The 24,094-nt window shown below is 64.7% G+C and carries 24 protein-coding genes and 1 tRNA gene; 6 read left to right on the top strand and 19 right to left on the bottom strand.

What is annotated here, in order from left to right; all coding sequences use genetic code 11:
- Positions 1-465 precede the first annotated feature (465 nt).
- Complete coding sequence (locus IEX41_RS21375) at positions 466-867, top strand: hypothetical protein (protein WP_229672880.1); 402 nt, start codon at positions 466-468, stop codon at positions 865-867.
- Positions 868-1,169: 302 nt separating this feature from the next.
- Here the strand turns inward: IEX41_RS21375 and IEX41_RS02105 are convergent, their stop codons facing one another.
- From IEX41_RS02105 to moaA, 9 genes are all read right to left on the bottom strand, one after another.
- Positions 1,170-2,354, bottom strand: coding sequence for a vWA domain-containing protein (locus IEX41_RS02105; protein ID WP_188788344.1), 1,185 nt, complete (start codon positions 2,352-2,354; stop codon positions 1,170-1,172).
- A 64-nt stretch (positions 2,355-2,418) separates the two neighbouring features.
- A complete protein-coding gene (locus tag IEX41_RS02100) occupies positions 2,419-3,144 on the bottom strand; it encodes an ABC transporter permease (protein ID WP_373285608.1) in 726 nt (241 codons plus the stop codon).
- Positions 3,145-3,188: 44 nt separating this feature from the next.
- Complete coding sequence (locus IEX41_RS02095; RefSeq protein WP_188788342.1) at positions 3,189-4,115, bottom strand: ABC transporter ATP-binding protein; 927 nt, start codon at positions 4,113-4,115, stop codon at positions 3,189-3,191.
- Entirely contained in the window at positions 4,112-5,296 is a 1,185-nt protein-coding gene (locus IEX41_RS02090) for an ABC transporter permease (RefSeq protein ID WP_229672877.1), read from the bottom strand. Before IEX41_RS02090 ends, IEX41_RS02095 begins: the two co-directional genes overlap by 4 nt.
- A gap of 10 nt (positions 5,297-5,306) precedes the next feature.
- On the bottom strand, positions 5,307-6,161 hold the full coding sequence (gene osmF, locus IEX41_RS02085; RefSeq protein WP_373285607.1) for a glycine betaine ABC transporter substrate-binding protein OsmF: 855 nt from the start codon (positions 6,159-6,161) through the stop codon (positions 5,307-5,309).
- 260 nt (positions 6,162-6,421) lie between these two features.
- The gene (locus tag IEX41_RS02080) at positions 6,422-6,589 is read right to left on the bottom strand and encodes an apolipoprotein acyltransferase (protein ID WP_188788339.1); all 168 of its coding nucleotides are present in this window, start codon (positions 6,587-6,589) and stop codon (positions 6,422-6,424) included.
- 11 nt (positions 6,590-6,600) lie between these two features.
- The gene (locus IEX41_RS02075) at positions 6,601-7,971 is read right to left on the bottom strand and encodes a DUF2927 domain-containing protein (protein ID WP_188788337.1); all 1,371 of its coding nucleotides are present in this window, start codon (positions 7,969-7,971) and stop codon (positions 6,601-6,603) included.
- Positions 7,971-8,423 carry a GNAT family N-acetyltransferase gene (locus tag IEX41_RS02070; RefSeq protein ID WP_188788334.1) on the bottom strand — a complete coding sequence of 151 codons (453 nt, stop codon included), beginning with the start codon at positions 8,421-8,423 and terminating at the stop codon, positions 7,971-7,973. Before IEX41_RS02070 ends, IEX41_RS02075 begins: the two co-directional genes overlap by 1 nt.
- A gap of 388 nt (positions 8,424-8,811) precedes the next feature.
- Positions 8,812-9,816: a GTP 3',8-cyclase MoaA gene (gene moaA, locus IEX41_RS02065; RefSeq protein WP_188788333.1), complete on the bottom strand. Its 1,005-nt coding sequence runs from the start codon at positions 9,814-9,816 to the stop codon at positions 8,812-8,814.
- A gap of 141 nt (positions 9,817-9,957) precedes the next feature.
- On the opposite strand from moaA, the gene IEX41_RS02060 reads away from it, so the two are divergent.
- The 3 genes from IEX41_RS02060 (at position 9,958) to IEX41_RS02050 (ending at position 12,944) form a co-directional block, all read left to right on the top strand.
- Entirely contained in the window at positions 9,958-10,389 is a 432-nt protein-coding gene (locus IEX41_RS02060) for a hypothetical protein (RefSeq protein WP_229672876.1), read from the top strand.
- A 120-nt stretch (positions 10,390-10,509) separates the two neighbouring features.
- Positions 10,510-11,502, top strand: a complete 993-nt coding sequence (locus IEX41_RS02055; protein WP_188788329.1) for an LLM class flavin-dependent oxidoreductase — start codon at positions 10,510-10,512, stop codon at positions 11,500-11,502.
- A gap of 71 nt (positions 11,503-11,573) precedes the next feature.
- Positions 11,574-12,944, top strand: a complete 1,371-nt coding sequence (locus IEX41_RS02050; protein ID WP_188788327.1) for a methyl-accepting chemotaxis protein — start codon at positions 11,574-11,576, stop codon at positions 12,942-12,944.
- Between the two features lie 80 nt (positions 12,945-13,024).
- Here the strand turns inward: IEX41_RS02050 and IEX41_RS02045 are convergent, their stop codons facing one another.
- Both IEX41_RS02045 and IEX41_RS02040 read right to left on the bottom strand, forming a co-directional pair.
- Entirely contained in the window at positions 13,025-13,720 is a 696-nt protein-coding gene (locus tag IEX41_RS02045; RefSeq protein WP_188788325.1) for a Crp/Fnr family transcriptional regulator, read from the bottom strand.
- A gap of 868 nt (positions 13,721-14,588) precedes the next feature.
- Positions 14,589-14,663: transfer RNA gene (locus tag IEX41_RS02040), tRNA-Phe, on the bottom strand.
- Between the two features lie 726 nt (positions 14,664-15,389).
- Here IEX41_RS02040 and IEX41_RS02035 point away from each other — a divergent pair.
- Entirely contained in the window at positions 15,390-16,013 is a 624-nt protein-coding gene (locus IEX41_RS02035; protein ID WP_308421480.1) for an SDR family oxidoreductase, read from the top strand.
- A 4-nt stretch (positions 16,014-16,017) separates the two neighbouring features.
- Here IEX41_RS02035 and IEX41_RS02030 read toward each other — a convergent pair whose 3' ends face one another.
- Positions 16,018-17,016: a GlxA family transcriptional regulator gene (locus tag IEX41_RS02030; protein ID WP_188788321.1), complete on the bottom strand. Its 999-nt coding sequence runs from the start codon at positions 17,014-17,016 to the stop codon at positions 16,018-16,020.
- A 118-nt stretch (positions 17,017-17,134) separates the two neighbouring features.
- Here IEX41_RS02030 and IEX41_RS02025 point away from each other — a divergent pair, with 118 nt between their 5' ends.
- Positions 17,135-18,295, top strand: a complete 1,161-nt coding sequence (locus tag IEX41_RS02025; protein ID WP_188788319.1) for an S-(hydroxymethyl)glutathione dehydrogenase/class III alcohol dehydrogenase — start codon at positions 17,135-17,137, stop codon at positions 18,293-18,295.
- Positions 18,296-18,384: 89 nt separating this feature from the next.
- Here the strand turns inward: IEX41_RS02025 and IEX41_RS02020 are convergent, their stop codons facing one another.
- The 7 genes from IEX41_RS02020 to IEX41_RS01990 form a co-directional block, all read right to left on the bottom strand.
- Complete coding sequence (locus tag IEX41_RS02020) at positions 18,385-19,797, bottom strand: fused MFS/spermidine synthase (protein WP_188788317.1); 1,413 nt, start codon at positions 19,795-19,797, stop codon at positions 18,385-18,387.
- Positions 19,798-20,643: 846 nt separating this feature from the next.
- Positions 20,644-21,108 (bottom strand): preQ(1) synthase, encoded by a 465-nt coding sequence (gene queF / locus IEX41_RS02015; protein WP_188788315.1) that lies wholly within the window; start codon positions 21,106-21,108, stop codon positions 20,644-20,646.
- Between the two features lie 18 nt (positions 21,109-21,126).
- Positions 21,127-21,837 (bottom strand): 7-carboxy-7-deazaguanine synthase QueE, encoded by a 711-nt coding sequence (gene queE, locus IEX41_RS02010; RefSeq protein WP_188788313.1) that lies wholly within the window; start codon positions 21,835-21,837, stop codon positions 21,127-21,129.
- Entirely contained in the window at positions 21,834-22,187 is a 354-nt protein-coding gene (gene queD / locus IEX41_RS02005; RefSeq protein ID WP_188788311.1) for a 6-carboxytetrahydropterin synthase QueD, read from the bottom strand. The genes queE and queD overlap by 4 nt, the downstream gene beginning before the upstream one ends.
- The gene (queC, locus tag IEX41_RS02000; RefSeq protein ID WP_188788309.1) at positions 22,187-22,888 is read right to left on the bottom strand and encodes a 7-cyano-7-deazaguanine synthase QueC; all 702 of its coding nucleotides are present in this window, start codon (positions 22,886-22,888) and stop codon (positions 22,187-22,189) included. Before queC ends, queD begins: the two co-directional genes overlap by 1 nt.
- A gap of 195 nt (positions 22,889-23,083) precedes the next feature.
- The gene (locus IEX41_RS01995) at positions 23,084-23,329 is read right to left on the bottom strand and encodes a hypothetical protein (RefSeq protein WP_188788307.1); all 246 of its coding nucleotides are present in this window, start codon (positions 23,327-23,329) and stop codon (positions 23,084-23,086) included.
- A gap of 99 nt (positions 23,330-23,428) precedes the next feature.
- Entirely contained in the window at positions 23,429-24,067 is a 639-nt protein-coding gene (locus IEX41_RS01990) for a hypothetical protein (RefSeq protein ID WP_188788305.1), read from the bottom strand.
- Positions 24,068-24,094 lie beyond the last annotated feature (27 nt).

The raw sequence follows: 24,094 nt of genomic DNA, 5'->3' as shown, positions 1-24,094 counted from the left end.
CAAGCGCAACCTCTTCGGTGACCGGCAGGTCGCGGTTGTCGGCCCTGACGCTGGTGATCTCGAAGGAGGGCCGTTCATGGCTGAGCCTCGATCGCGAAATCATGTCCGCGAGCCCCGCCTTGTGGCGAAGTAGCTCTGCCCATGGCCCCTCAGGGTGGGAGGGCCTGGAGGGCAGTTGCGCTGTGGGGCAGAAGGCCGATTTGTTCATCAAGCCTCTGGCATCGTGCATAAAACACGTTTGGTTATCTCCAGCTGCCTGTGAAAGGTCCGGCTAGAAAACGAACGCGCGCGACAAAAATTTCATGTCTCAGTGCAGCACGGTGCCGGTGAGACGTGGTCTTGGCCAAGGCAACACTGACCATTTCATCGAAGAGTTACTCGTCCTGAACGATGCGCGGCTGGTTGCTGTGCAAAACGTCCGACCGTGATTGCATGGAAGAGCCGGTGGACCCCACGGATGCGCAGATGCGGCAGAAACTGCTGCTGCCGTTCAAGGTGCGGATGCCGCGGCTGACCCATCGCAAGGTGCAGGTGTGGGACACGCTGGCCATCGCGGGCTATCTCAACAAGCTGTTTCCCGAGGCGGGGCTCTACCCGACCGATGTGGTGGCGCGGGCGCATTGCCGCGCGATCTCGGGCGAGATGCACGCGGGCTTCCACAACCCGCGCTCGGCGCTGCCCATGAACATCAAGGCGCGGCACGAAACGTCAAGATCTTCTCTGGTGCGCGCCCGGACATGGCGCGGGTGCTGGGGATCTGGTCCGAGTGCCTTGAGACCTGCGGCGGGCTTTTCCTGTTCGGGGCGCCCAGCATGGCCGATGCCATGTTCGCGCCGGTCCGCACCCGGCTTCGCACATACGCGGTAGAGCTCGACGATCCGCTTGACGCCTATATCGACCGGTTCCTTCCCTAAAAGCCGATGACCGAGTGGATTGCCGCCGCGCTGGGGGAGCCGGAGGAGATCGAGGGACTCGAGGTGAAGGTCTGACCCATCGGGCGCCGGGCTGAACGGCGCTGGTGGCTTTTTGCGTATTTTGAAAGAGAAGAAGGGGAAGGGCGCGCCCGGCGGCACGGTGCCGGGCGTTCGGGCTAGCGGGCGCAAGCAGCGGACTGGGCAGAGCGCGGAGCTGCCAATCGGTCACAGCTTTTGAGGACAGTCAGGCGTCGCTCATCTCGCCAGCGTTCTGATGCCGCGGTCCAGTCCTTCGAGGGTCATGGGCACCATGCGGTCTTCGAAGATCTCGCGGATCATGGCAATGCTCTGGGTGTATTGCCAGTGCTGTTCGGGGACCGGGTTGATCCAGAGGTGATCGGGCCATTGTGCCCGGGCGCGGGACAGCCATGTCTGGCCAGCCTCGGGGTTCCAGTGCTCGTTGGCTCCGCCTGGGTAGGCGATCTCGTAGGGGGACATGGAGGCGTCTCCGACGAAGATGCACTTGTAGTCCGGCCCATAGGTGTGAAGCACGTCCCAGGTTGGGGTCTGCGCCTCCCACCGGCGGCGGTTGTCACGCCACACGCCCTCGTAGAGGCAGTTGTGGAAGTAGTAGTATTCGAGGTGCTTGAACTCGGCGCGGGCGGCCGAGAACAGCTCTTCGACCACGCGGATGTGCATGTCCATCGACCCGCCCACGTCAAGAAAGAGAAGCAGCTTCACCGCGTTGCGCCGCTCGGGGCGGGTTTTGACGTCAAGGTAGCCGTTGTTCGCGGTCGCCCGGATCGTGCCGTCTAGGTCGAGCTCTTGATGGGCTCCATCGCGGGCCCACGAGCGCAGGCGCTTGAGCGCGACCTTGATGTTGCGCGTGCCCAGCTCCACGCTGTCGTCGAGGTTGCGGAACTCGCGCTTGTCCCACACCTTGACCGCGCGGCGGTGGCGGCTTTCCTTCTGCCCGATGCGCACGCCCTCGGGGTTGTAGCCATAGGCGCCGAAGGGAGATGTCCCGGCGGTGCCGATCCACTTGTTGCCGCCCTGGTGACGGCCCTCCTGTTCCTTGAGGCGTTGCTGCAGCGTCTCCATAAGCTTGTCGAAGCCGCCCAATGCCTCGATCTCGGCCATCTCCTCCGGGGAGAGGTGCTTTTCGGCCATCTTCCGCAGCCAATCCTCGGGGAGGTCCACGGCCTCGAGCACGTCCTTGGCGCTGATCGCCTCGAGCCCTTCGAAGCTGGCGGCGAAGGCGCGGTCGAAGCGGTCGATATGGGCCTCGTTCTTCACCATGGCGCTGCGGGCAAGGTAGTAGAAGCCCTCCATGTCATAGGTGGCCAGACCCGCGGCCATCGCCTCGAGGAAGGTGAGGTATTCGCGCAAGCTGACGGGCACATGCGCCTTGCGGAGGTTCTCGAAGAAGGGGACGAACATGCGCGGTCCTTTGGCCTGGTTCCGGCTTGACCTCAGGGTACGCGAATGGGGCGCTTCTGCAAGATCAGCTGCGGCCCATGCGGCGGGCGAGGCGGCGTTCGATCTGGACCATGGCATCGTAAAGCAGCGCTGCGAAGAGGCCAACGATCAGCCCGCCCTGAAGCACGAAGGCGGTGTTCGAGGTCAGCAACCCGGCGATGATCACCTCGCCCAGCGTCCGTGCCGCAACGGTGGACCCGATGGTGGCGGTGCCAAGCGCAATGACCAGCGACAGGCGGATGCCCGCTAGGATCACCGGAGCGGCAAGTGGCAGCTCCACCTGCCACAGGCGCTGGCGGCGGCTGAGCCCGGTGCCTCGCGCCGCCTCGAGCACCTGCGGAGGCAGTGTTGTGAGGCCGGTCATGGCGTTCTCGAAGATCGGCAGCAGGCCGTAGAGGAACAGCGCCACCAGGGTTGGGCCTACGCCGAAGCCCAATGCCGGCACAGCGAGGGCAAGCACCGCCACCGGCGGGAAGGTCTGGCCGATGTTGGTGATCGAACGTGACAGGGGGCGGAACGCTTCGCCCGCGGGGCGTGTGACGAGGATCGCCAGCGTCACCGCCACGATGGTCGAGGCCAGAGAGGCTGCCGCCACCAGTCCCAGATGCGACAGCGAGAGCGATAGCAGCGACGAGCGGGTGTAGATCACCGGGCCGCCCACGGGCGCGATGGGGGCGAAGACCGGCTCGAAGAGGCCTGGGGCAAGAACCAGAGCCGCGAGCAGGATGATGAGCGCGAGGCGCAGGGCCATGGGCGCGACGCGCAGGGCCATGGGCGCATTGCGGGGCGCTGTCGTCATGCGTGTGCTCCGGCGCGGCTACGGATTGCTTCCAGCGTCACGCGCTGGGTGGTGCCCCTCACCGGCAGCGACTCGCGGCCCGACCAGAGGCAGGCTGACAGTGCGTCGCGCAGCGTGGCATCGGGGGCAATCTCGGGCCCGTCCGCGGGCCCGCTTTCGGCGAGCTCGGACACCTGGAGCAGGGCGAGCAGGCGCAGGGGGCGGTCTGCTTCGCCCACCATCTCGGCCACGAAGGGGGTGGCAGGATGCGCGATGATCTCGGCGGGGGTGCCGTATTGCACTAGCTTGCCCGCATCCATCACGGCGATGCGGTCCGCAAGGCGGATGGCCTCGTCCATGTCATGGGTGACGATGAGGATCGTCGACCCGAGGTGCCTCTGGATCTGGCGCAGATCGTCCTGCGCGCGGGTGCGGATGATCGGGTCGAGCGCACCGAAGGGCTCGTCCATCAGCAGAAGGTCGGGCCGCGAGGCCAGCGCCCGAGCGACCCCCACGCGCTGCTGCTGGCCGCCCGAAAGCTCGGCGGGGAAGCGGTCGCGGAACTCGGACGGGTCCATGGAGAACAGCGTCAGAAGCTCGTCCACGCGAGCCGCGATCCTGTCCTTCGGCCAGCCCAGCAGGCGCGGCACCGCACCGATGTTGCGGCCCACCGTGTGGTGGGGGAAAAGGCCATGACCCTGGATGGCATAGCCGATGCGGCGGCGCAGCAGGTGCGGCTTTTCCGAATGGGTCGGGGTGCCGTTGATGCGCACCTCGCCCGAGCTTGGCTCGACCAGCCGGTTGATCATCCGCAGAAGGGTCGTCTTGCCTGACCCCGATGTGCCGACAATGGCGGTGATGGTGCCGGTCTCGATGGTCATGGACACCGCGTCGCAAGCGGGCTTGCCGTCGTAGAGGCGGGTGAGGCGGTCGATCTCGATCATCGGGCATGCTCCGGTGTGCGGCGGGAGAGGTCCACGAGGATGTCCATGGTGATGGCGGCAACCATGGCCAGCAGGACTGTGGGCAGGGCGCCCAGCAGGATGAGGTCCGTCGCGGTCTGGTTCAGCCCCTGAAAGACAAAGGTGCCGTAGCCGCCGCCGCCGATCAGCCCGGCAATGACCGCAAGGCCGATGTTCTGCACCAGCACGATGCGCACCCCTGCAAGAAGGACGGGAAGACCCAGCGGCAGTTCGACCTGCCACAGGCGCTGCATTGGGGTGAGGCCCATGCCGCGCGCGGCCTCGATGGCGGGTTTGGGCGCCGCATCAAGGCCCGCGACTGTGTTAGCGACCACCGGCAGCAGGGAATAGAGCACCAGCGCGACGAAGGCGGGGGCAAAGCCGATGCCGGCGATGCCCATGGCCTGAAGCGCCGGAAGCGCGGTGACCAGCGCGCCCAGCAGCGGGATCATGATGCCGAACATGGCCAGCGACGGGATGGTCTGCACGAAGCTGAGCGTGGCCAGCGTCGCCGCGCGCATGGCGGGGACCCGGTGGCAGGCGATGCCCAGCGGAAAGCCGATGGCGGCAGCCACGGCGAGCGAGCCCAGCGACAGCCACAGGTGCCGCACGGTGGCCCGCGCGAACCCGGAGGCGCGGGAGGCGTATTCGATGCCGATGGACAGCTCGGACAGCAGGCCCGATGCGAGGGTTGCCCACAGCGCGCCAAGTGCGCCCGCCAGCAGAACGGCCCGCAGCGCGGGGCCGGGGCGCATCTGCGCCAGTGCGTCGGCGGCCAGCAGAAGCGTCACCGCGAGGAGGCACCAGAAACCGGAGGCTGGTGAGACGCGGGCGTAGTCTCCGGCATCCTGCATCAACGCTGTTGCACCGTTTGTCAGAAGGAAGATTAACGCCGCCAGCGCCAGAAGCGCGCCGCCAAGGCGCAGCGCCGGGCGGGAGGCGGGCAGGCCAAGCGCCAGCCCGAGGGCGAGCACGGTGAGGCCGGGCAGGGTGATCCCCGGCTCGGCGATCTGCCAAGCGGGCAGACCCTCGCCCGCGACGATCCGGTTGGCGCGCAGAGTCATGAAGGGCAGCAGGAGAGACACTGCCCCAAGTACGGCAAACAGAAGCCCCGGAGGCGACAGCCCCCGGAGCCCTGCAGGTGTCGTGGCAGTATCGCTCACGCGGTCAGTCCTAGTTTCCGGCCAGCACCCCGGCGGTGGTCAGGTAGTCGCGGGCCACGGCCTCCGCCGGCTCGCCGCCAACCTGGATGCGGCCGTTCAGCTGCTGCAGCGTCTCCATGTCGAGCTCTGCGAAGATCGGGTCCAGCACCTCAGGGATCGAGGGGTACTCGTCCAGCACCTCTTGCCGCACGATGGGGGTGGGCTCGTAGACCGGCTGCACGCCCTGGTCGTCTTCCATCACCTTGAGGCCGGTGGCGCCGACACCGCCATCGGTGCCATAGACCATGGCCGCGTTCACGCCCGACGTGCCGCGCGCAGCGGCCTGGATGGTGGCGGCGGTGTCGCCACCCGACAGGATCACGGTCTGGTCTTCGGTCAGCTCGAAGCCGTAGGTCTCCTGCATGGCTGGAAGCACGGCGGGCGAGGACACGAACTCGGTCGAGGCAGCAAGGGTGATGTCGCCGCCATCCGCGATCCACTTTCCGAACTCGGTCATGGTGCTGAGGTTGTTTTCCTCGGCCAAGGGGCCGGTGACGGCGATGGCCCAGGTGTTGTTGGCGGGCGCGGAGGCCAGCCAGGCGATATCGTTGGCCTCGGCATCAAGCTCGGCGGCGCGCTCGTGGGCGGCCTCGGCGTCCTTCCAGACGTCGCTGTCCGCCTCGTTGAAGAAGAAGGCGGCGTTGCCGGTGTACTCGGGGTAGATGTCGATCTGGCCGGCCATGATGGCCTCGCGCACGACCTGCGTGCCGCCCAGCTGAAGACGGCGGTTCACCGGAAGGCCCGCATCCTCGAGTGCGAGGGCGATGATGTTGCCCAAGAGGCCGCCTTCAGTGTCGATCTTGGACGAAACGGTAATGTCGGCCATGGCGCTGCCCGCGATCGTGGTGGTGAGGGCGGTGGCCAGCGCGGAAGCGGCAAGAAGATTGCGGGGGGTCATGAGGGCACTCCCTGTGCGTAAAGTCTGCTTGATATCCTGTTGCAGGGCAAGTTAGCGGGATGAAGCGTTCTGCCAAGGGTGCGGATGGAAAGGATTGTGCCGGGGGACCGCGGACGGGTCCACCGCATGGCAACGCCGCACCCGGGGCCGGGCACGGCGATCAAATTCTTTGCGAAGGAATTTGGGGATCAGGTGACGGACTTTTCGATGATGATCGTGACGATCAGCCCGGCCAGACCGAAGGCGATGGCATAGACCACGACGAACTGCGCGATATCGGCCTTGTTTCCCTTGCGCTTGCGGGCGGTCATCCCACCCAGCACTGCGCCGATAAGCACGGCTGCGATCACGATCATTGTGGGTCTCCTCAGCCTCCCTTGACCGGATTGAGCGATGCGATTTCGCGCAGTTTGGCGCGCACCGCCCAGTCCGAGCCGAAGCCGTAGCGTGCCCAGCCGAGGGAGTCCAGACGGACCTGCCGCCCTTCAGCCGCGCGGCCCGAGAGCTCCATTGCCTCGGCGCGCAGCATCATCAGCGTGGACAGCAGGGCAGCGTTCTCGTGGCGCTGCGCGGTGTCCAAGTGGCGACCGATCAGGCTCAGTGCCTCGTTGGCCTGACCTGCGTTGATGGCATAGGCGGCCAGCTGAGAGGCGACATAGGCCTGGTGCAGTTCGGTGTTCGGAGCGGCGGAGAAATAGCGCTGCGCGAGGGCGAACTGGTCCTTGGCGGCGCTGGCGCTGACGCCCTGCAGTATACGGCCGAGGGCGTAATGGGAAAAGCCGCGGCGGTGATCGGTCCAGCCAAGGGTGGTAGCGATGCTCACCGCCTTTTGCGCAGCGGCCCGGCGCTGGCCCGGCGACGCCCCGGGTCCAAGGGCGGTCTGCACCGCCTCAAGCCAGGGGCGGGGGGTATGGCCGAGGCGCTGAGGTGCGATGGAAGTGCCTTGCGGGTTCACCCGAGACAGGATCGCCGGCAGCCGGGCCATCACGTCGGCCCGTGACATCCCCGACCGCAGGGACGGATCATAGTAGGCCCGCAGCACCATCATGTCATAGCCGGTCAGCACGGTGTGGATGTTGTCATCGTTGAACACCGAATCCGCCAGCCGGTACATGTCGTTGAGCGGACCCAGCGCCTGCGCGATCTCTTCGTGAAGGCAATCGCGCACCTCCTGCGGGGCGGCGTCCGAAGGCAGGAACACGGCCACGCGCTGGCGCACGGTGACGGTGGACCAGCTCACCTGCCCATTGCGACGGGCACCGAGGTACTCGTCGAAGGACGACACGTTCGGCACCACGAAACAGGCGGCCTGCGGCAAGTGGCGACGGATCTCGGCGCGGGGAATGGCGACCACGGACAGGTTGGCACGCGGCTCGGAGGTCTGGCGGATGTCGATCTGCGCCTCGGTGCGCAGCCGGTGCACCAGCCGGTTGAGATCCATGCGCAGCGACGGCGGCGGCGTCCCCGCGAGGCGGATTGTGATCGGCCCCTCGAACCGGGTGAAGGCGGGCAGCAGCCGACCGGATTCCAGCAAGAAGGACAGGTCGATGAAATCCCGCGCAAGGTCGGTGTTCGACACCCGCGGTGCCGTGGGGCGGGGATGCGAGAAGCTCTTCATCGTGGGCAGGCCGCTGGTGTCCTGAAACGAGATGGCCGTACGGGTCGCCGTGTCGGGCGAGGGCACCGGGACGCAGGCGCCCATGGCAAGGGCAAGGAGGGGGAGAAGGATCTTGCGCATCATGCCCTCTGGTACTTGATGAAGGGAGTCAGGGCGCCGATGCGGTCATAAAGCTGGCGGGCCGTGTGGTTGAACTCTTGCGTCGTCCAGTAGACCGATGGAGCGCCGGCCTCGTCGGCGGCGGCATAGACCGCCTCGATCAGCGCACGGCCGACGCCGGTGCCCCGGGCCTCCGGCGCGGCGTAGAGATCCTGCAGATAACAGACCTCTTCGATCTTCCAGTTGTGGCGGTGGAACAGGTAATGCACCAGCCCCACCAGCCTGCCGTCCATCTCTGCCACCAGCGCGTTCTGCTGCGGGTCGGCCTCGTCGGTCAGCCTTGAGAAGGTGGTGCCGTAAACCTCTTCGGGCACGGAACTTTCGTAGAACGCGAGGTAGGCGGTCCAGAGCGCCCGCCATTCGGTCTTGTCGGCTGCGGTCAGTCGCCGCACGGTCAGTCGATTGTCGGACACTTGGGTTTCAGCCTATCTGCTCAGTTCATCGGATGATCCATTGATTGACCGGCTTCTGGGCGCCTTATGGGAGACTATGGGGCAAAACGGCGATCTGGGTCTGTAGTACATGCAAGGACGGCTTTCGTTTTTTGAAAACCCTTTGTGTTTTTGGTTAAGTATATGTATTTTATTGTTTTTTTGATATTCTTGGGCCAGGTTCGCCCTTGTGGCGGCGCAAATCATTCCGGAAAGACCGGCGGAATGAGGCGGCAGAGTGCCCATGTCGCAAGCCTTTCACCCCCCGTGACATGCGAACGCCCGCGACCGAAAGCGGCGCGGGCGTGGCAGCGGTAACACGGGGGCAGGATGATGGCGGCAGCAATCGGCCGCAGTGCGGGCAGGGCGGTCAGCCTCCGGTGTGGCTCATGTGGCGGGACACGCGGCCATCGACCGACTGGCGCGAATAGTCGAAATCGTGGCCCTCCGGCTTCATCGAGATCGCCTTGCGGATCGCCTGTTCCAGCGGCGCATCGCTGTCGGGGTGGTTGCGCAGGGCGCTGCGCAGGTCGGCGCGGTCTTCCTGTCCGAGGCACATGAAGAGATCGCCGGTGCAGGTCAGGCGCACCCGGTTGCAGCTTTCGCAGAAGTTATGGCTCAGCGGCGTGATGAAGCCCACCTTCTGCCCGGTTTCCTCGAGGCGCACGTAGCGCGCCGGGCCGCCGGTGCTCTCGGGCAGATCGGTGAGGGTGTACTGCTCGGCCAAGCGGTCGCGCAGGTCGGTAAGCTTCCAGTACTGGCCCAGCCGGTCCTCGTTGCCGATGTCGCCCATGGGCATGACTTCGATCCACGTCAGGTCGATGTCACGCTTGGCGCACCATTCGGTCATGCTGAAGAGCTCGGGTTCATTGAAGCCCTTGAGCGCCACCGCGTTCAGCTTCACCCGCATGCCCGCGGCCTGCGCCGCGTCGATGCCGCGCAGCACCTGGGGCAAGCGGCCCCAACGGGTGATGTCCGCGAACTTCTGCTCATCAAGCGTATCGAGCGAGATGTTGACCCGCCGCACCCCTGCATCCCACAGCGGCTGCGCAAATTTCTCGAGCTGCGAGCCGTTGGTCGTGAGTGTCAGCTCCTTCAAGGCGCCGCTGTCCAGATGGCGGGTCATGGCGTTGAAGAAGGTCATGATCTCGCGTCGGACCAGCGGCTCGCCGCCGGTGATGCGCAGCTTCTCGACCCCGAGGCCGACGAAGGTGGAGCACAGCCGGTCCAGTTCCTCGAGCGTCAGAAGCTCCTTCTTGGGAAGGAATGTCATGTTCTCCGACATGCAATAGACGCAGCGGAAATCGCAGCGGTCAGTGACCGAGACCCGCAGGTAGGAAATCGGGCGTGCGAAGGGATCGATGAGTTTGTCCATGACAGTTACCTAGTTTGCCGATCAACGCGGGGCAAGCACGGCGATGATTGCCAAATCGGCGATTGGCGATACTCTTTGCACATGAAGATAGCATATGCCCTCCCGCTTGTCCTTTTGTCTGGCTGCGCCTCCGTATCCGGCATGTTCGATAAAACCCCCGATGCGGCCCCCGCATCCGTGACCGCGCCGCCTGCAGGCGACGCCCCGACGTCGCCCGCTGCCGAGGCCATTCGCCCCCCGGCGGGCGCCCGGACCGTCGACCAGTTCGACACCACCAGCGCCGAGGAACGTGCCGCGGCCTCTGCCCCATCAGAACCTGCGGGCGAACGCAGCCTGGGCACCACGGTGGCCTCGCTGGGCGATCCGTCCCGCTCGGGCTTCTGGCTTGAGACGCCGCTGGTCACCGCCGAGGGCAAGGGGCGGGTGGTCTACAATGGCAAGTCGGCGCAGGTCGATCTGATCCCCATTGCCGGGCCGGCCACCGGCGGCAGCCGCCTGTCGCTCGCGGCCATGCGCCTGATCGAGGCGCCGCTCACAGATCTGCCGACAGTCGAGGTCTACACGGGCGGCTGACTGCCGCGCACGGTTTCGTGACCGCAGCGCAACGTTTTTCCGCCGCCGAATATCCGGCGGCGGCCTTTCATGAGCGTCAGGCGTGGTTACATCGGGAACCTTACACAAAGGATGCAGCCCATGATCCCGCTTTCCGTACTCGACCTCTCCACCGTTCCCGAAGGCGGCTCCGTGCCGCAGTCGCTTGCCGATACGGTCGCGCTGGCGCAGCACGCGGAGAAGACCGGCTACCACCGGTTCTGGCTGGCGGAACATCACAACATGACCGGCATCGCCTCTGCCGCGACCTCGGTGGTGATCGGGCAGGTCGCTGCCGCTACCTCGCGCATCCGCGTGGGCGCAGGCGGCGTCATGCTGCCCAACCACTCGCCGCTGGTAATCGCAGAGCAATTCGGCACGCTGGCCAGCTTCTTCCCCGACCGCATCGACCTAGGCCTCGGGCGCGCGCCCGGCTCGGACCAGGTCACCGCCATGGCGCTGCGCCGCAACCACACATCGTCAGACCGTTTCCCCGAGGATGTGGTGGAGCTGCTCGGCTTCCTGGGCAACCCCGTGGAGAACCAGCCGGTGCGCGCGGTGCCGGGGCAGGGCACCTTCGTGCCCGTTTGGATCCTCGGCTCGTCTCTGTTCGGGGCTCAGCTGGCGGCGCATCTGGGCCTGCCGTATGCCTTCGCCTCGCACTTCGCGCCTGACGCGCTGGAGCAGGCGATCAGCATCTACCGCGACCGGTTCCAGCCCGGCGTCACCGACAAGCCGCATTTCATGCTGGCCGCGAACGTCTGGGCGGCCGAGACCGAGGCGCAGGCGCGCCGCCTCAAGACCTCGCAACAGCAGCAGTTCATCGCCCTTCGAACCGGCACCCCGGGGCGTTTCCCGTACCCCGTTGACGATATCTCATCGGTGGCGGATCCGCGGTTCGTCGCCTCTGCGGAACACGCGCTGTCGATCTCGGCAACGGGCAACCCCGAACAGGTGGGCGAGCAGCTGAGCGCCATCATCGACCGCTACCGCCCGGACGAGATGATCCTGTCCAGCGCCATGCACGATCCTGCGGCGCGGCGCGAAAGCTATTCCATCGCCTACGAGTCGCTGATGGCCAATGTGCCCGCCTGAGCGGGCATTCAGGCTTCGGTAAGAGTTGAGGGAGTATAGCAGACCACATCAGGCGGATAAGGGATTCGATAATGTGGTTTTCGCGCAAGGCCGAACATAAGCCCGAAGCGATCAGCGCGGATGCCGCGCTGATCCAGATCGTGGAAAGGACGCAGGCTGTCATCCATTTCTCACCGGATGGGATCATCCTGCATGCCAATGACAATTTTCTGAACGCATTGGGTTACACTGCCGATGAGGTGGTCGGGAAGCATCACAGCATCTTCGTGCAGCGCAAGTACCGCGAAACTGAAAACTACAAGAATTTTTGGGAACGGCTGAAGGCCGGGGAATTCTTTTCGGACGAATTCCCGAGGATCACCAAGGAAGACGAGGTGATCTGGATCGCGGCCACCTACGCCCCGGTCTTCGACGAGACGGGAGAGGTGGTGCGAATTACCAAGATCGCTACGGAGATCACCAGCCAGCGCGAGGCGATCCGCGAGATCGCGAAAGGGCTGGACGCGCTGTCCAAGGGGGACCTCACGGTGCGCGTGGATCTGCAGGAAAACGATCGCCTTTACGAGCTTGCGGACGCCTTCAATATCGCGGTCGAAACCTTTGCCACCCTCATCACGCAGGTGCGGGGCGTTTCGGATATGATCGACGGCATCGCCACGCAGATCGGCACCAACTCCGATGAACTGTCGCGCCGCACTGAAACCCAGGCGGCAACGCTCGAACAGACGGCCGCAGCGGTGGAAGAGCTGAATTCCAACGCTCGCTCCGCCGCGGACTACGCGTCCGAAGTCGGACGCGAGGCTGAGGACACCAAGGGCGCGGCCGAGGGCAGCAGCAAGGTGGTCGAAGATGTGACCACCGCGATGAAGCGGATCGAGACATCGTCGGAATCGATTTCGCAGATCATCTCGGTGATCGACGACATCGCCTTCCAGACCAACCTCCTGGCACTGAATGCTGGGGTCGAAGCCGCCCGCGCCGGCGAGGCCGGCCGCGGCTTTGCGGTAGTTGCCTCCGAAGTGCGTTCGCTGGCGCAGCGCTCTGCGGAATCAGCGCAGGAGATCAAGGGGCTGATCAGCGAAAGCGGTGATCACGTGAAAGCCGGGGTCGAGCTCGTGGTGCGCGCCAGCGGTGAGCTGACCAGTATCTTCGGCGGGGTCGAGCGTATCTCGGACCGGATCCGCGAAGTGGTGCATGGCCTGAATGAACAGACCATGACTCTCGGAGAAATCAACACCGCCATCTCGCAGCTTGATACGGTGACGCAGCAGAACGCGGCGATGGTCAACGAGACCACCAGCGTTACCCGGACTTTGTCAAGCAACAGCGCAGCGCTGAGCCAGAGCGTGTCCGTCTTCACGCTCAGCAAGCAGGCCGCAGCAGGTTCCTCCGGCTGGGACAGCGTGGACCTTGGCCTCCAGAAAGAGGCCAGCAGCTGGTGATCGGGCGCGTGGTCGCTGATCGTTCAGAGCAGCGACCTTCAAACGGGGCGGCCGCCGATTCAGCTTTTGACATGATCCGCTCAGCCCGACTGCGCGACGGTGCCAAGGCGTGGCGTGTCCGCAAGCTCTTCAAGAGCCGGATCGGATTGAAGGAGGCGGACTTCTCCCTTGGCGACCTCGATTATGCCAGCGGTACGCAGCCGACCGATCGCCTTGTTGATGCTTTGGCGCGAACATCCAAGGATTTCCGCAAGATGTGCCTGGTTCGCGCGAACCCGGTCGCGTCCATCACAGAGCGTCCTCAGCCTCAGGAAAAGACGTTGTTCAAGGGAGCCATGCTGATCAAGAGCCTTCATGGCATTGTCCTGCTCGAGCCTGCCGCGGAAAACCGACGCCACGTTGCGAATGAACAATGGCACGCGCAGGTAGTCCGCCACGACGGGCTGAGGGCACAGCAGAAGCGTTGCCAAGGGTTGTGTCCTGCATGACGCGATGCAGGGTTCCTGTGAAATGCACTCAATCTCTCCGGCAGTATCACCGGGACCCAGATGTGCGAGTAGCGTTTGCTCTCCGCCGTCCCCGTGAACAATCACGTCCATGCGGCCGTGCGCGATGAAAAAGATCCCCGGCGACAGCTCTCCCTGCTTCAGGACCGTTTCGGGCAGCTCGTAGGTGCGCGCGGTGCAACGGTCCAGCAACTCCGCCTTGTCATCATGGCACAAGTCGGCAAACAGTCGGCACTTCAGAAGCTGAGGATAAGCCACCGAATTCTTCATGGGCGTGAGGCCTTCGTGTGCAAGAGAATCTGTTTCGACAACAACAATGCCCGCCACCGGAACGGGCAGCAAGCTTGGACGTGAGGAACTTCATCAACCGGAGCACCTCTTGGATGACCGGACAGCAATCTGACAATTTCCAGTTTGCAGAACGAGGGGATCAGAACTTTTCGAAACGCAGAAGCCACGACGCTTGCTTGAGGGCTCGTGTGGCGTTGGAAGCCGTGAAGCGTAAGCGCGCCGTGTCAGATCTGGCCGCGGATAGGGGGAAACGCTGAACAGCGCGAGCTTAAAGCCGCGGACTCCAAGGGGAGCAGGTCACTTGACCTTGGCGATCTACACGGCCTGAGGCGTTCGGACCTGTTCTGCTCAGCCGACAGCATGTCGGGAACGGATGGCTTGTGTTCATCCAGCAGAAGGGACGCAACCGCAAACCCTTTCGGATGGAAATTCAGATCATCCCCGAGTTGCAGGGATCATTGACCAGACGCCGACCCGCGATCTTGCGTTCCTGGTCACGGTCTTCAACCGCCCCTTTACCTCTAAGGACTTCGGCATTCGTTTCCGCAAGGGGTTCGATGAGGCGGGTTTGAAAGAGTGTTCGGTTCACGGACACAGAAGGCAGCCGCCGCACGCCTTGTAGAGCTGGGACGCACCAAAGAGATCAACGCGATTACCGGCCATTGGAGAAGTAAAGAAGTGGCGCGTTATACCGGAGCAGCGAGTCAAAATTCGCGCCGAGTTCGCATTTCGCGGCCTTGCAGGAAAACAAAGCCAAGACAAATAGCGTCGCATCTTTCGCAGAAATGTCCACCAGTCGGACAAATCAGCGCCTGAATATATGAATTTATCATGATTTTATTAGTAATGGTGCCCGGGGGCGGAATCGAACCACCGACACGAGGATTTTCAATCCACTGCTCTACCCCTGAGCTACCCGGGCACTGGGTGAAGGGCGCTGCCCTTCGGGTGAGGGCGAAATAGCCGAGCTTCCGAGGACTGTCCAGAGCGTTGTCGGCAAAAAATGCGCCTTTCGGCAAATAGTTTTCGGAAGGTGACCCTTCGCGCGATGTTGCTGCCACGGCCTTCTACCTGAGGGGGAACTGCGGCGCTGCCAGAGCCGACACCTTGTATCTGCGAAGCGCGACACTCTGACGACAATGCATATTCGGCGCTCGTCAGGACTGCGCTCAGCGCCGGTTACAGGCTTGATCGGGTGCTGGAGTGTCGGATCAGGAACATGAGGCAATCGCAGACGCTTCGGCGGTCTTGCGTGGTAGGGCAGCCAGCATACTAGGCGGAGAGGCGGATTGGTTGCGGGAATGGGGCTGTTCTGTGCAAGCATTGCCGGGATTTTTGTGGCTCGCCATGCGTTACAGACCGACCTGAGCGGTTCATCCCGCCCTCAGCCACTTGTCTCACGCTCTAGGGGATTGGGGCGCGGGTACTCAGGATCGCCCGGCGCGTAGGGTGGCGATCACGGCGTGCTGCCGAACTTCAGGGTTTAGCAGGCTGTTCCGGCCAGTCCCGGCCATGGATGCGCAGGCCGAAGATCGTGGCGCAACGGGCGCTGATACGGAAGTGTCACAGATTTGAAGGATGCGCCGGTCCCGCTAGATTGCATGCCATGAACAGAGCTCTTGTCATAGGCGCGTCGGGAGGTATCGGGTTGGCGACAACCGAAGCCCTTCGCTCAAGGAATGTCGAGGTCACCGGGCTGTCGCGATCCGTCGATGGCTTCGACCTCACCAATGAAGAGACCATCGCCCGGGCGCTCGGGGCGCTGGAGGGACCGTTCGATCTGATCTTCGTTGCCACGGGGGCGCTGCGGATCGACGGGGCGGAGCCGGAGAAATCGCTCGACGCCGTCTCGGCGGAGGCGCTGGCGCAGCAATACGCCGTCAATGGCATCGGGCCACTTCTCGTGCTGAAACATGCGCGTCGCCTGCTACCGCGGGACAGCCGAGCGGTCTTTGCCGTGCTGTCGGCGCGGGTGGGCTCCATCGGGGACAACCGCATGGGGGGCTGGTACGGCTACCGTGCGGCCAAGGCCGGTGTGAACCAGCTGATCCATGGTGCCTCGATTGAACTTGCGCGCAAGTATCGCCACCTGAGCTGCGTCTGCCTGCATCCCGGGACCGTCCGGACGCGCTTTACCGAAGGCTATCAGGACCGGCATCCGACTGTGACCGCCGATGAAGCGGCTCAGCGCCTGTTGGCGGTGATCGACGGCGTGACGCCCGAACAGACCGGGCAGTTCCTAGACTACGCCGGACGGCAGATTCCGTGGTAGCCGCTCAGGCGCTGCGCGAGGTGGTAAATCTTGCGCGGTAGTCCCTTGGCGACAGTGAAAAGCGGCGGCGGAATACCTTGCGCATCTGCTCGTCCGAGCGGAAGCCGGCCCGCTGCGCGATGGCTTTGAGCGGCAGGTCGCCGTCCAGAAGCAGCGTGCGGGCCCGGTCGCTCCGAACCTGCTCGAGCCAGGCCATGGGCGACAGGCCGACTTCGGCGGTGAAGGCGCGGGTGAAGCTGCGCACGCTCATCCCGGCGCGGGTCGCGAGATCGTCCAGCGTCATGGGCTGCTCGAGGTTGAGGCTGGCCCAGCTGCGAACATCCGCCACGCCGGAGGCCCCGGACATCTGCCCGGTCAGGACTGTCGAGAACTGCGATTGTCCGCCGGGGCGCTTGAGGTACATCACCATGTCCCGTGCGACCCTCAGGGCGATGTCACGGCCATGATCCTGTTCGACGAAGGCCAGTGACAAGTCGATGGCCGCCGTCACCCCAGCCGAGGTCCAGAGGCTGCCGCTTTGCACGAAGATGGCATCCGCATCCACCTGAACCTCGGGAAAGAGCTGCGCCAGGCGCTCAGCGTAATTCCAGTGCGTGGCGGCAGGCTTGCCGTCCAGCAGACCCGCGGCGGCAAGGAAGAAACTGCCGGTGCACAGCGCGGCAAAGCGGTCGGCCTCACGCCAGTGGCGGCGGCACCAGCGCACGAGGTCGGCCTCGCGTTCCAGCGCGTCTTCGATGGCGGCGGCGCCAGCGATGAACACTGTGTTGGGCAGATCACCTTGCGGCAGTGCCTCGGTCGCCTCAAGCGACACCAGCGTATCGGATGGCACATGACCCGGGCGCGGGGCCATGACCGTGACGTCATAGCCCGTCGGGCGCCCGGCAACGCGCAGGTGTTCGTTGGCGTAATGGAGCACACTCAGGGGGCCAGTGGCCTCGAGCGTCTTGAAGCCGGGATAGATGACAAGCCCGATGCGGCGGGCGGGGGTATCTTGTGCAGACATGAACGTCTCGTAAGGCCGGATTGCGGTGCTGGTTGGCCGGATCTGCCGGGTATCGGCTCCATGGGGTCGAACGTTATTTCATAACATCACGGCAGACAACAACAAGAGGAATGATCCCATGAAAGTCCGCGCCGCCGTTGCCTGGGAAGCCAACCGCTCCCTCGAGATCGAGGAGATCGACCTCGAGGGCCCGAAAGAGGGCGAGGTTCTCGTCCGTATCGTCACCACCAGCCTGTGCCACACCGACATGTTCACCCTGTCGGGCCGCGATCCCGAGGGGCTGTTTCCCGCAGTGCTCGGCCACGAGGGCGTGGGCATCGTCAAAGAGGTTGGCCGGGGCGTCATCTCCGTGGTGCCCGGCGATCACGTGATCCCGCTCTACACCCCCGAAGACCCCAACTGCCCCTACATCAAGTCGGGCAAGACCAACCTCAGCCAGTCGATCCGTAAGACCCAAGGTCTGGGCCTGATGCCCGACGGCACCTCGCGGTTCAGCTACAAGGGGCAGATGATCCACCACTACATGGGCACCTCGACCTTCGCGGAATACACCGTGCTGCCCGAGATCGCCGTGGCAAAGATCTCGAAGGACGCGCCTTTGGCCAAGGCCTCGGTGATGGGCTGCGCCGTGCCGACCGGCATGGGCGCGGTACGCAACACCGCCAAGGTCGAGGCGGGCGCGACCGTTGCGGTCTTTGGCCTCGGAGCGGTCGGCATGGCGGTGATCCAAGGGGCGAAGATGCAAGGCGCAAGCCGCATCATCGGAATCGACACCAACCCGAGCAAGTTCGCCCTCGCCAAGCAGCTAGGCGCGCATGAGTGCATCAATCCCAGGGACTTCGGCCAGCCCATCCAGGATGTCATCGTCGATATGACGGACGGCGGCGTGGACTATTCCTTCGAGTGCATCGGCAACGTCAACGTTATGCGCTCGGCGCTGGAATGCTGCCACAAGGGTTGGGGCGAATGCACCGTGATCGGCGTCGCCGGTGCCGGCGAAGAGATCGCCACGCGGCCCTTCCAGCTGGTCACGGGCCGGGTCTGGCGCGGGTCGGCCTTTGGCGGCGTGCTGGGGCGCAGCCAGCTGCCGGGCATGGTGGACGAATGGTTGCGCGGAGATTTTGACGTGGATCCCTACATCACCCACAACATGACCCACGAGCAGATCAACACCGCGTTCGATCTGCTTCACGCGGGACAATCCATCCGGTCGGTCATCCACTTCCAGCCGAATGAGACGATGACAGGCAACCTTCCGGGCGTGATCATTCCGGCCTGATCGTCTTGACCTGATCCCCACCGGGGGCTGCGGTCCCATGACGACGCCCAGGCCGCCACCGTGCGGCTTGGGCACCCCGGAGCCACCTGCTAGCGGTGGCCGACCCAGCCTCGGTCGTCGGTGAAGGCGCGAGTAGGGCTCAGCTTTGCCGGGCCGTAGCCTTCAGGCAGCTGGGCCAGCGGGGCTAGCGGGCTGTCCGACGCGGCAAGAAGCACGTTGCCAAGTCCCCGTGCGCTGATGTTGCCCTGAACCACCTCCACGTGCGCGTAAAGCTGCGACAGGATCTGGTGCACCCCGCGCGCAAGCGGGCCATCGGGGCGGTCAATCAGGTTGACGTAGACGGGCCCGTCCACCACCTCGCGCAGCCGTTCGTAGGTTTCGACCGTCACAAGGTGCGCCGGGACGGAGCCCGAGGAAAACGCATCCATCACCGCCGCGTCAAAGCGCGCGTCCGTCTCGTTCAGATAGGCGCGTCCATCGGCGTGCACGATGCCAAGGCGCTGGTCCGGCCCGGCTGCAGGTTTCGTGGCGTCAAATCCGGCCTGTTCGATCATGGTGCTGGCGCGCGGCATGTGGGCCCGCACCACTTCGGTGACCAGAGGGTCGATCTCGACCGTGATTGCCTGTGCGTCGGGGCGCGAGTCGAGCAGCTCGGTCGGCAGGGTGTAGCCGCCTCCGCCAATGAACAGGACTTTGGCGTCGGGGCCGAGGTCGGTGTCGAGCCGCGACCAGAGCCAGTCAGTGTAGGGCAGCGCCAGTGTCGGGTCACCGTTTGCGGATACCTCCTGCTGCCGGTCCTCGGCGGCCTGCAGCACCCCGTCCGAAAACAGCCGCACCTCGGGGCCACGCGTTTCGACGTAAAGGCAGGACTGCCCGGATTCGAACTGGCAGGCCGGTGCGCCCGCCAGCCCGGCAAAGCCGACGAACCCGACCGCCGCGAGGATGGTGCCGCGCGAGCCGGGCGCACTGCCGCGCAGGAACGGCAGGCAGCCGAGCGCCAGCACCCCGCAGGTGGCGAAGGTGGCGGTGGCCCCGATCAGCGGCAAGGCCACGAAGCCGGACAGCACCGATCCAAAGATCGCCCCGACAGAGCCCGCCGCCAGCACGAAGCCCAGCGAGGAGCCTTCGCGTCCGGGTCGCGCCTCGATGGCGAGCTTGGCCAGCAGGGGCGAGGGCAGGGTGATGAACACCGAGGCGGGGAAGAACACGAGGATCACGCAGATCACCATGCCCGAGGTGCCGCGCGCGCCCCAGCCGTGGAACAACCCGAGCAGCGTCGGTGAGACGGTCATCAGTACCGCTGCCGCCACCAGCGCGGCGCGGGCGTGGCGGAGCGCCTGCGGCCGAGGGCGTTCGGCGACCATGCCGCCGATCCCACTGCCAAGGGAAAAGCCGCTGAGCACCGTGGCGATCACCGTGGTCCAGGTGATGAGTGAGGTTCCGAAGAACGGAGCAAGCACGCGGCCCGCGGCGATCTCGTAGGTCAGCCCCACGGCGGACATGACGAGGGTAAGGGCAATTGCGACGGGGAAGGAAATAACGGGCTCCTTTTCGGCAGCAGGGGTGCCTTGCGGTAGTGGCCCACATTGGCGGGCGGTTCCAGCCCATAGTCGGCGCGCGAACGTTGCCGCGCGCAAAGGCGAGTGATCATCATGGACCCGCATGTCGTCGCATAGCAGCGTGCAGGACGGGCGGTCGCACCAGACGCCTTGGAGAAGGTCGGTTGGCAGGCAATGGCGCTGGCATTCCGGCGCATCAAAGGCCTCGGATGCGCGACCATGCGCCAGCCACGTTGGCGCTGTGCGCTTTTGAGCCAGATGGCTGCCAGTCAGTCCGACGATGCAGACTGGTTGATCCGGTTGCAATGACGCTGCATCGCTTCTCGGCAGCTCGGCAGCTCGGCAGCTCGGCAGCTCGGCAGCTCGGCAGCTCGGCAGCTCGGGTGTTGCCACGGCATGCGCAGGGTCCGCCTGCCCGTGGGCCGGGCGCCCGCCGCATCATGTCGCTCTGCGTGGCAGGAAAGCCCGACCGTGTTCGGATGCCTCGCAATCTAGCTGGCCAAGTCCGCCTGCCCGTGGGCCTGGCGCCCACCTAATCATGTCGCTCTGCGTGGCAGGAGAGCCCGACCGTGTTCGGATGACTCGCAATCTAGCTGGCCATTATGACCAGTTTCTTGGGAGAGCCTGAACGTGTTCAGGCGACCCCCCTCATCGCAGACACTGGATCAGAAGGTATGCCCCGGCCTGTAGCCGAGCCAGCAGGCCTCGTGCTTTGAGGCATGTCCAGCACAGGACACGCTCGGCCATCAATGCCGTTCACTGACCACCAATCATGGAATGCCGGGCCGCTCAGCCTCGTCCGCGGTAGGGGGGGACGCCCTGATCGGGGATCCAGACGCCTTCGGGCATGGGGCCGGTTTGCCAGAACACATCGATGGGGATGCCGCCGCGCGGGTACCAGTAGCCGCCGATGCGCAGCCATTGCGGATCGAGGAACTCGACGAGCCGGCGGGCGATGGAAACGGTGCAATCTTCGTGGAAGGCCCCGTGATTGCGGAAGGATGTCAGATAAAGCTTCAGAGACTTGCTTTCCACCAGCCACTGCCCGGGCACGTAGTCGATGACCATGTGTGCGAAATCTGGCTGGCCGGTCATCGGGCATAGCGAGGTGAACTCGGGCGCGGTGAAACGCACGTTGTACTGCACGTCGGCCTGCGGGTTCTGCACCCGCTCGAGCTCAGCCGCCTCGGGGCTTTCGGGGATGCGGGTGTCGCCGCCAAGTTGGGTCAGGTTGCTGTAGATGCTGTCGGTCATGGTAAGGTCTCCGAAAGGTCAGACGCCGCGCTTGTTGCCCCAGATGAGCACATGCAGCTGCGGGAGGATACGGGGGGCGAACCAGCGGTCGGCCATGGCGGTGTCGGTCAGCCAGCCCAGCCGGTCCGACAGCGCGCCAAGGTCCACGGGCTCTTCCGGGTCCACCTCGGGATTGCCGGGCTGCAGATACAGCGGCAGATCCGGGAACCGGGCGTGAGCGTGCTTGGCCCAGTCGTAATCGGTGCGGTCGAAGATGACGATTTTCATGACCGTGCTGCGCGCGCCGCGCCCTGCCTCGACACAGTGTGCAAAGGCGTCCCAATCCACGGTCTCGCCGCTCGAGGGGGGCTTGGGCGACAGCACAAGCGTGTCGAGATCTGCAAACCAGGGCCGGGCCACCGACCCTTGGGTTTCGCAGGCAAAGCGGTACCCCTCGGCCCGGCCCAGCGAGATGAGCGGGCCGAAGTCCTGAATGGCCGGGTTGCCACCGCTTATCGACACGGTAAGAGGCTGGCCGCCCGACAGCTGCTGCAGCTCGGTCCAGATCGCCTCGGGTGCCATGGGGGCCCATTGGTGGCGATAGGCGCTGTCCACCGCGTGCAGGCTGTCGCACCACGAGCAGCGGTAATCGCAGCCACCCGCGCGCACGAACACAGTCGGCTCTCCGATGAGAGCACCTTCGCCCTGGATGGTGGGGCCAAAGATCTCGGCGATGCGCAGGCTGGTCATGGCCGGTACTCCGCCCATGTCTTGGGCGTCTCGCTGACCAGAACGGCGCTGGTTTCCGGCCAGCGGGCCTTGCACCAGTCGAAGAAATGCTTCGCCATGTTCTCGGCGGTCGAGGGCATGTCGAGCACATCGTTCAGGTGCCGGTGGTCGAACGCGCCGTCGATATAGCTCTTGAGCGGCTTGAGATCATGGTAATCGCGTACAAAGCCATCTGCGTTCAGGGTGCCCGAGGCCAGCTCGACCACAACGATATAGTTGTGCCCATGCAGCCGAGCGCACTGGTGATCGTCCGGCAGGTGGGTCAACTGGTGCGAGGCGGAGAAGTGGAATTCCTTGCGGATGCGGAACATCACTGCACCTCCCGTCCTGCGATGGCCTGCCGCCAGTAGTCGGGGTCCGCGTAGGCCGTTGGATCGGCCACGCCTGCGAGGTGGAACGCCTCGCGCCGCTCCACGCAGGTGCCGCAGCGCCCGCAATGCAGATCACCACCCTTGTAGCAGGACCACGTTTCGGCAAAGGGGGTCGCATGCCTGGCGCCCTCGACGACGATGTCGGCTTTGGTGCGGGTGACGAAGGGGGTATGGAGCGCCACGTCCGCATATCCGTCAAGCGCCATGCGCTGCATCGCCCCGAAGGCCTGGGTGAAGGCGGGGCGGCAGTCGGGGTAGATGAAGTGATCGCCGCCATGGACCGCCGTTGCAACCGCCTCGTCGCCGTTGGCGGCGGCAACGCCGAAGCCGATGGCCAGCATGACGGCATTGCGGTTGGGGACCACGGTGATGCGCATGGTCTCTTCGGCGTAATGGCCGTCGGGCACGTCTATGTCGTCGGTCAGCGCCGATCCGGTCAGCGCGGCCCCAATGGTGCGCATGTCGATGAGGTGAAAGGGAACGCCAAGGCGCGTTGCAGCGGCCTCGGCGAAGTCGAGCTCCTTGCGATGGCGCTGGCCGTAATCGAAGGAGACCAGCCGCGTGAGCTGATGCTCGGCAGCGGTGATGTGGGCGAGCGACACGGAATCGAGTCCGCCCGAGCAGATGACGAGAGTTTTCATTTTTGACCCTTGTTTTGTTGACCGGGTAGGCTGCGACCGGTTGCGGGGGCGTTTAGTGCTACGCGCCCAGTTGCGCAAGAGGGGGTGCGCAAGGACAGTCAGGGGACTGCCCGGCAAAACTGCCTGTGGTGATGCGAACAGCCGGCATTGCGTAAGAAGGGGCAAGACATGCCCCCTTACATCCGAGCCGTCGGCTCAGGTTTTGGACTCGTCGGCGATCTCGGGGTCATTGTAATCGGCGGGGTCGAACTCTTCCGGGTCGAATGCCTCGTCCTCGTCGCCGATGCCGGTCACGTAGGAGGTGCCGGTTTCTTCGTCGAACACGAGGCCATAGGTTGCCTTGCCCTCGGACTTGTAGCGCAGGTACTCGTGTATGCCTGCGTAAACGAATGCCAGCACGAAGGGCGTCAGTATCAGGACAATAACGATATGAGCGCTCATTGCGGGCCTCCTTGGGGAAGTTGGCGTTTGAGTTCCTTGTGTGCACGGGCGTGCCATGACGGGGAATTAATACCATTCGGCAAGGGAATAGAACAGCTATCAGCGTGAGCGGTTCCTGATTGGCGGATGATTGCGATGTCCCTCGCGCCGCCACCCGGCTGATCGGGGCGACGGCTGGAATTTTTCGATGGATGCAGATTTGTCCTTGCGTTCGAACCCGGCGCGAATTTCCAAGGCTCCAAGGCTCCAAGGCTCCAAGGCTCCAAGGCTCCAAGGCTCCAAGGCTCCAAGGCTCCAAGGCTCCAAGGCTCCAAGGCTCCAAGGCTCCAAGGCTCCAAGGCTCCAAGGCTCCAAGGCTCCAAGGCTCCAAGGCTCCAAGGCTCCAAGGCTCCAAGGCTCCAAGGCTCCAAGGCTCCAAGGCTCCAAGGCTCCAAGGCTCCAAGGCTCCAAGGCTCCAAGGCTCCAAGGCTCCAAGGCTCCAAGGCTCCAAGGCTCCAAGGCTCCAAGGCTCCAAGGCTCCAAGGCTCCAAGGCTCCAAGGCTCCAAGGCTCCAAGGCTCCAAGGCTCCAAGGCTCCAAGGCTCCAAGGCTCCAAGGCTCCAAGGCTCCAAGGCTCCAAGGCTCCAAGGCTCCAAGGCTCCAAGGCTCCAAGGCTCCAAGGCTCCAAGGCTCCAAGGCTCCAAGGCTCCAAGGCTCCAAGGCTCCAAGGCTCCAAGGCTCCAAGGCTCCAAGGCTCCAAGGCTCCAAGGCTCCAAGGCTCCAAAAG

The sequence above is a fragment of the Salipiger pallidus genome, from assembly GCF_014643635.1.
Classification (GTDB): Bacteria; Pseudomonadota; Alphaproteobacteria; order Rhodobacterales; family Rhodobacteraceae; genus Salipiger; species Salipiger pallidus.
This window is presented reverse-complemented; position numbering and strand designations above follow the sequence as displayed.

Coding starts and splice junctions, on each gene's coding strand:
- IEX41_RS21375 (WP_229672880.1), top strand. CDS start 466: ATGCGGCAGAAACTGCTGCTGCCGTTCAAGGTGCGGATGCCGCGGCTG.
- IEX41_RS02105 (WP_188788344.1), bottom strand. CDS start 2,354: ATGTTCGTCCCCTTCTTCGAGAACCTCCGCAAGGCGCATGTGCCCGTC.
- IEX41_RS02100 (WP_373285608.1), bottom strand. CDS start 3,144: ATGGCCCTGCGCCTCGCGCTCATCATCCTGCTCGCGGCTCTGGTTCTT.
- IEX41_RS02095 (WP_188788342.1), bottom strand. CDS start 4,115: ATGATCGAGATCGACCGCCTCACCCGCCTCTACGACGGCAAGCCCGCT.
- osmF (WP_373285607.1), bottom strand. CDS start 6,161: ATGGCCGACATTACCGTTTCGTCCAAGATCGACACTGAAGGCGGCCTC.
- IEX41_RS02080 (WP_188788339.1), bottom strand. CDS start 6,589: ATGATCGTGATCGCAGCCGTGCTTATCGGCGCAGTGCTGGGTGGGATG.
- IEX41_RS02075 (WP_188788337.1), bottom strand. CDS start 7,971: ATGCGCAAGATCCTTCTCCCCCTCCTTGCCCTTGCCATGGGCGCCTGC.
- moaA (WP_188788333.1), bottom strand. CDS start 9,816: ATGGACAAACTCATCGATCCCTTCGCACGCCCGATTTCCTACCTGCGG.
- IEX41_RS02060 (WP_229672876.1), top strand. CDS start 9,958: ATGTTCGATAAAACCCCCGATGCGGCCCCCGCATCCGTGACCGCGCCG.
- IEX41_RS02055 (WP_188788329.1), top strand. CDS start 10,510: ATGATCCCGCTTTCCGTACTCGACCTCTCCACCGTTCCCGAAGGCGGC.
- IEX41_RS02050 (WP_188788327.1), top strand. CDS start 11,574: ATGTGGTTTTCGCGCAAGGCCGAACATAAGCCCGAAGCGATCAGCGCG.
- IEX41_RS02045 (WP_188788325.1), bottom strand. CDS start 13,720: ATGAAGAATTCGGTGGCTTATCCTCAGCTTCTGAAGTGCCGACTGTTT.
- IEX41_RS02030 (WP_188788321.1), bottom strand. CDS start 17,016: ATGTCTGCACAAGATACCCCCGCCCGCCGCATCGGGCTTGTCATCTAT.
- IEX41_RS02025 (WP_188788319.1), top strand. CDS start 17,135: ATGAAAGTCCGCGCCGCCGTTGCCTGGGAAGCCAACCGCTCCCTCGAG.
- IEX41_RS02020 (WP_188788317.1), bottom strand. CDS start 19,797: ATGTCCGCCGTGGGGCTGACCTACGAGATCGCCGCGGGCCGCGTGCTT.
- queF (WP_188788315.1), bottom strand. CDS start 21,108: ATGACCGACAGCATCTACAGCAACCTGACCCAACTTGGCGGCGACACC.
- queE (WP_188788313.1), bottom strand. CDS start 21,837: ATGACCAGCCTGCGCATCGCCGAGATCTTTGGCCCCACCATCCAGGGC.
- queD (WP_188788311.1), bottom strand. CDS start 22,187: ATGTTCCGCATCCGCAAGGAATTCCACTTCTCCGCCTCGCACCAGTTG.
- queC (WP_188788309.1), bottom strand. CDS start 22,888: ATGAAAACTCTCGTCATCTGCTCGGGCGGACTCGATTCCGTGTCGCTC.
- IEX41_RS01995 (WP_188788307.1), bottom strand. CDS start 23,329: ATGAGCGCTCATATCGTTATTGTCCTGATACTGACGCCCTTCGTGCTG.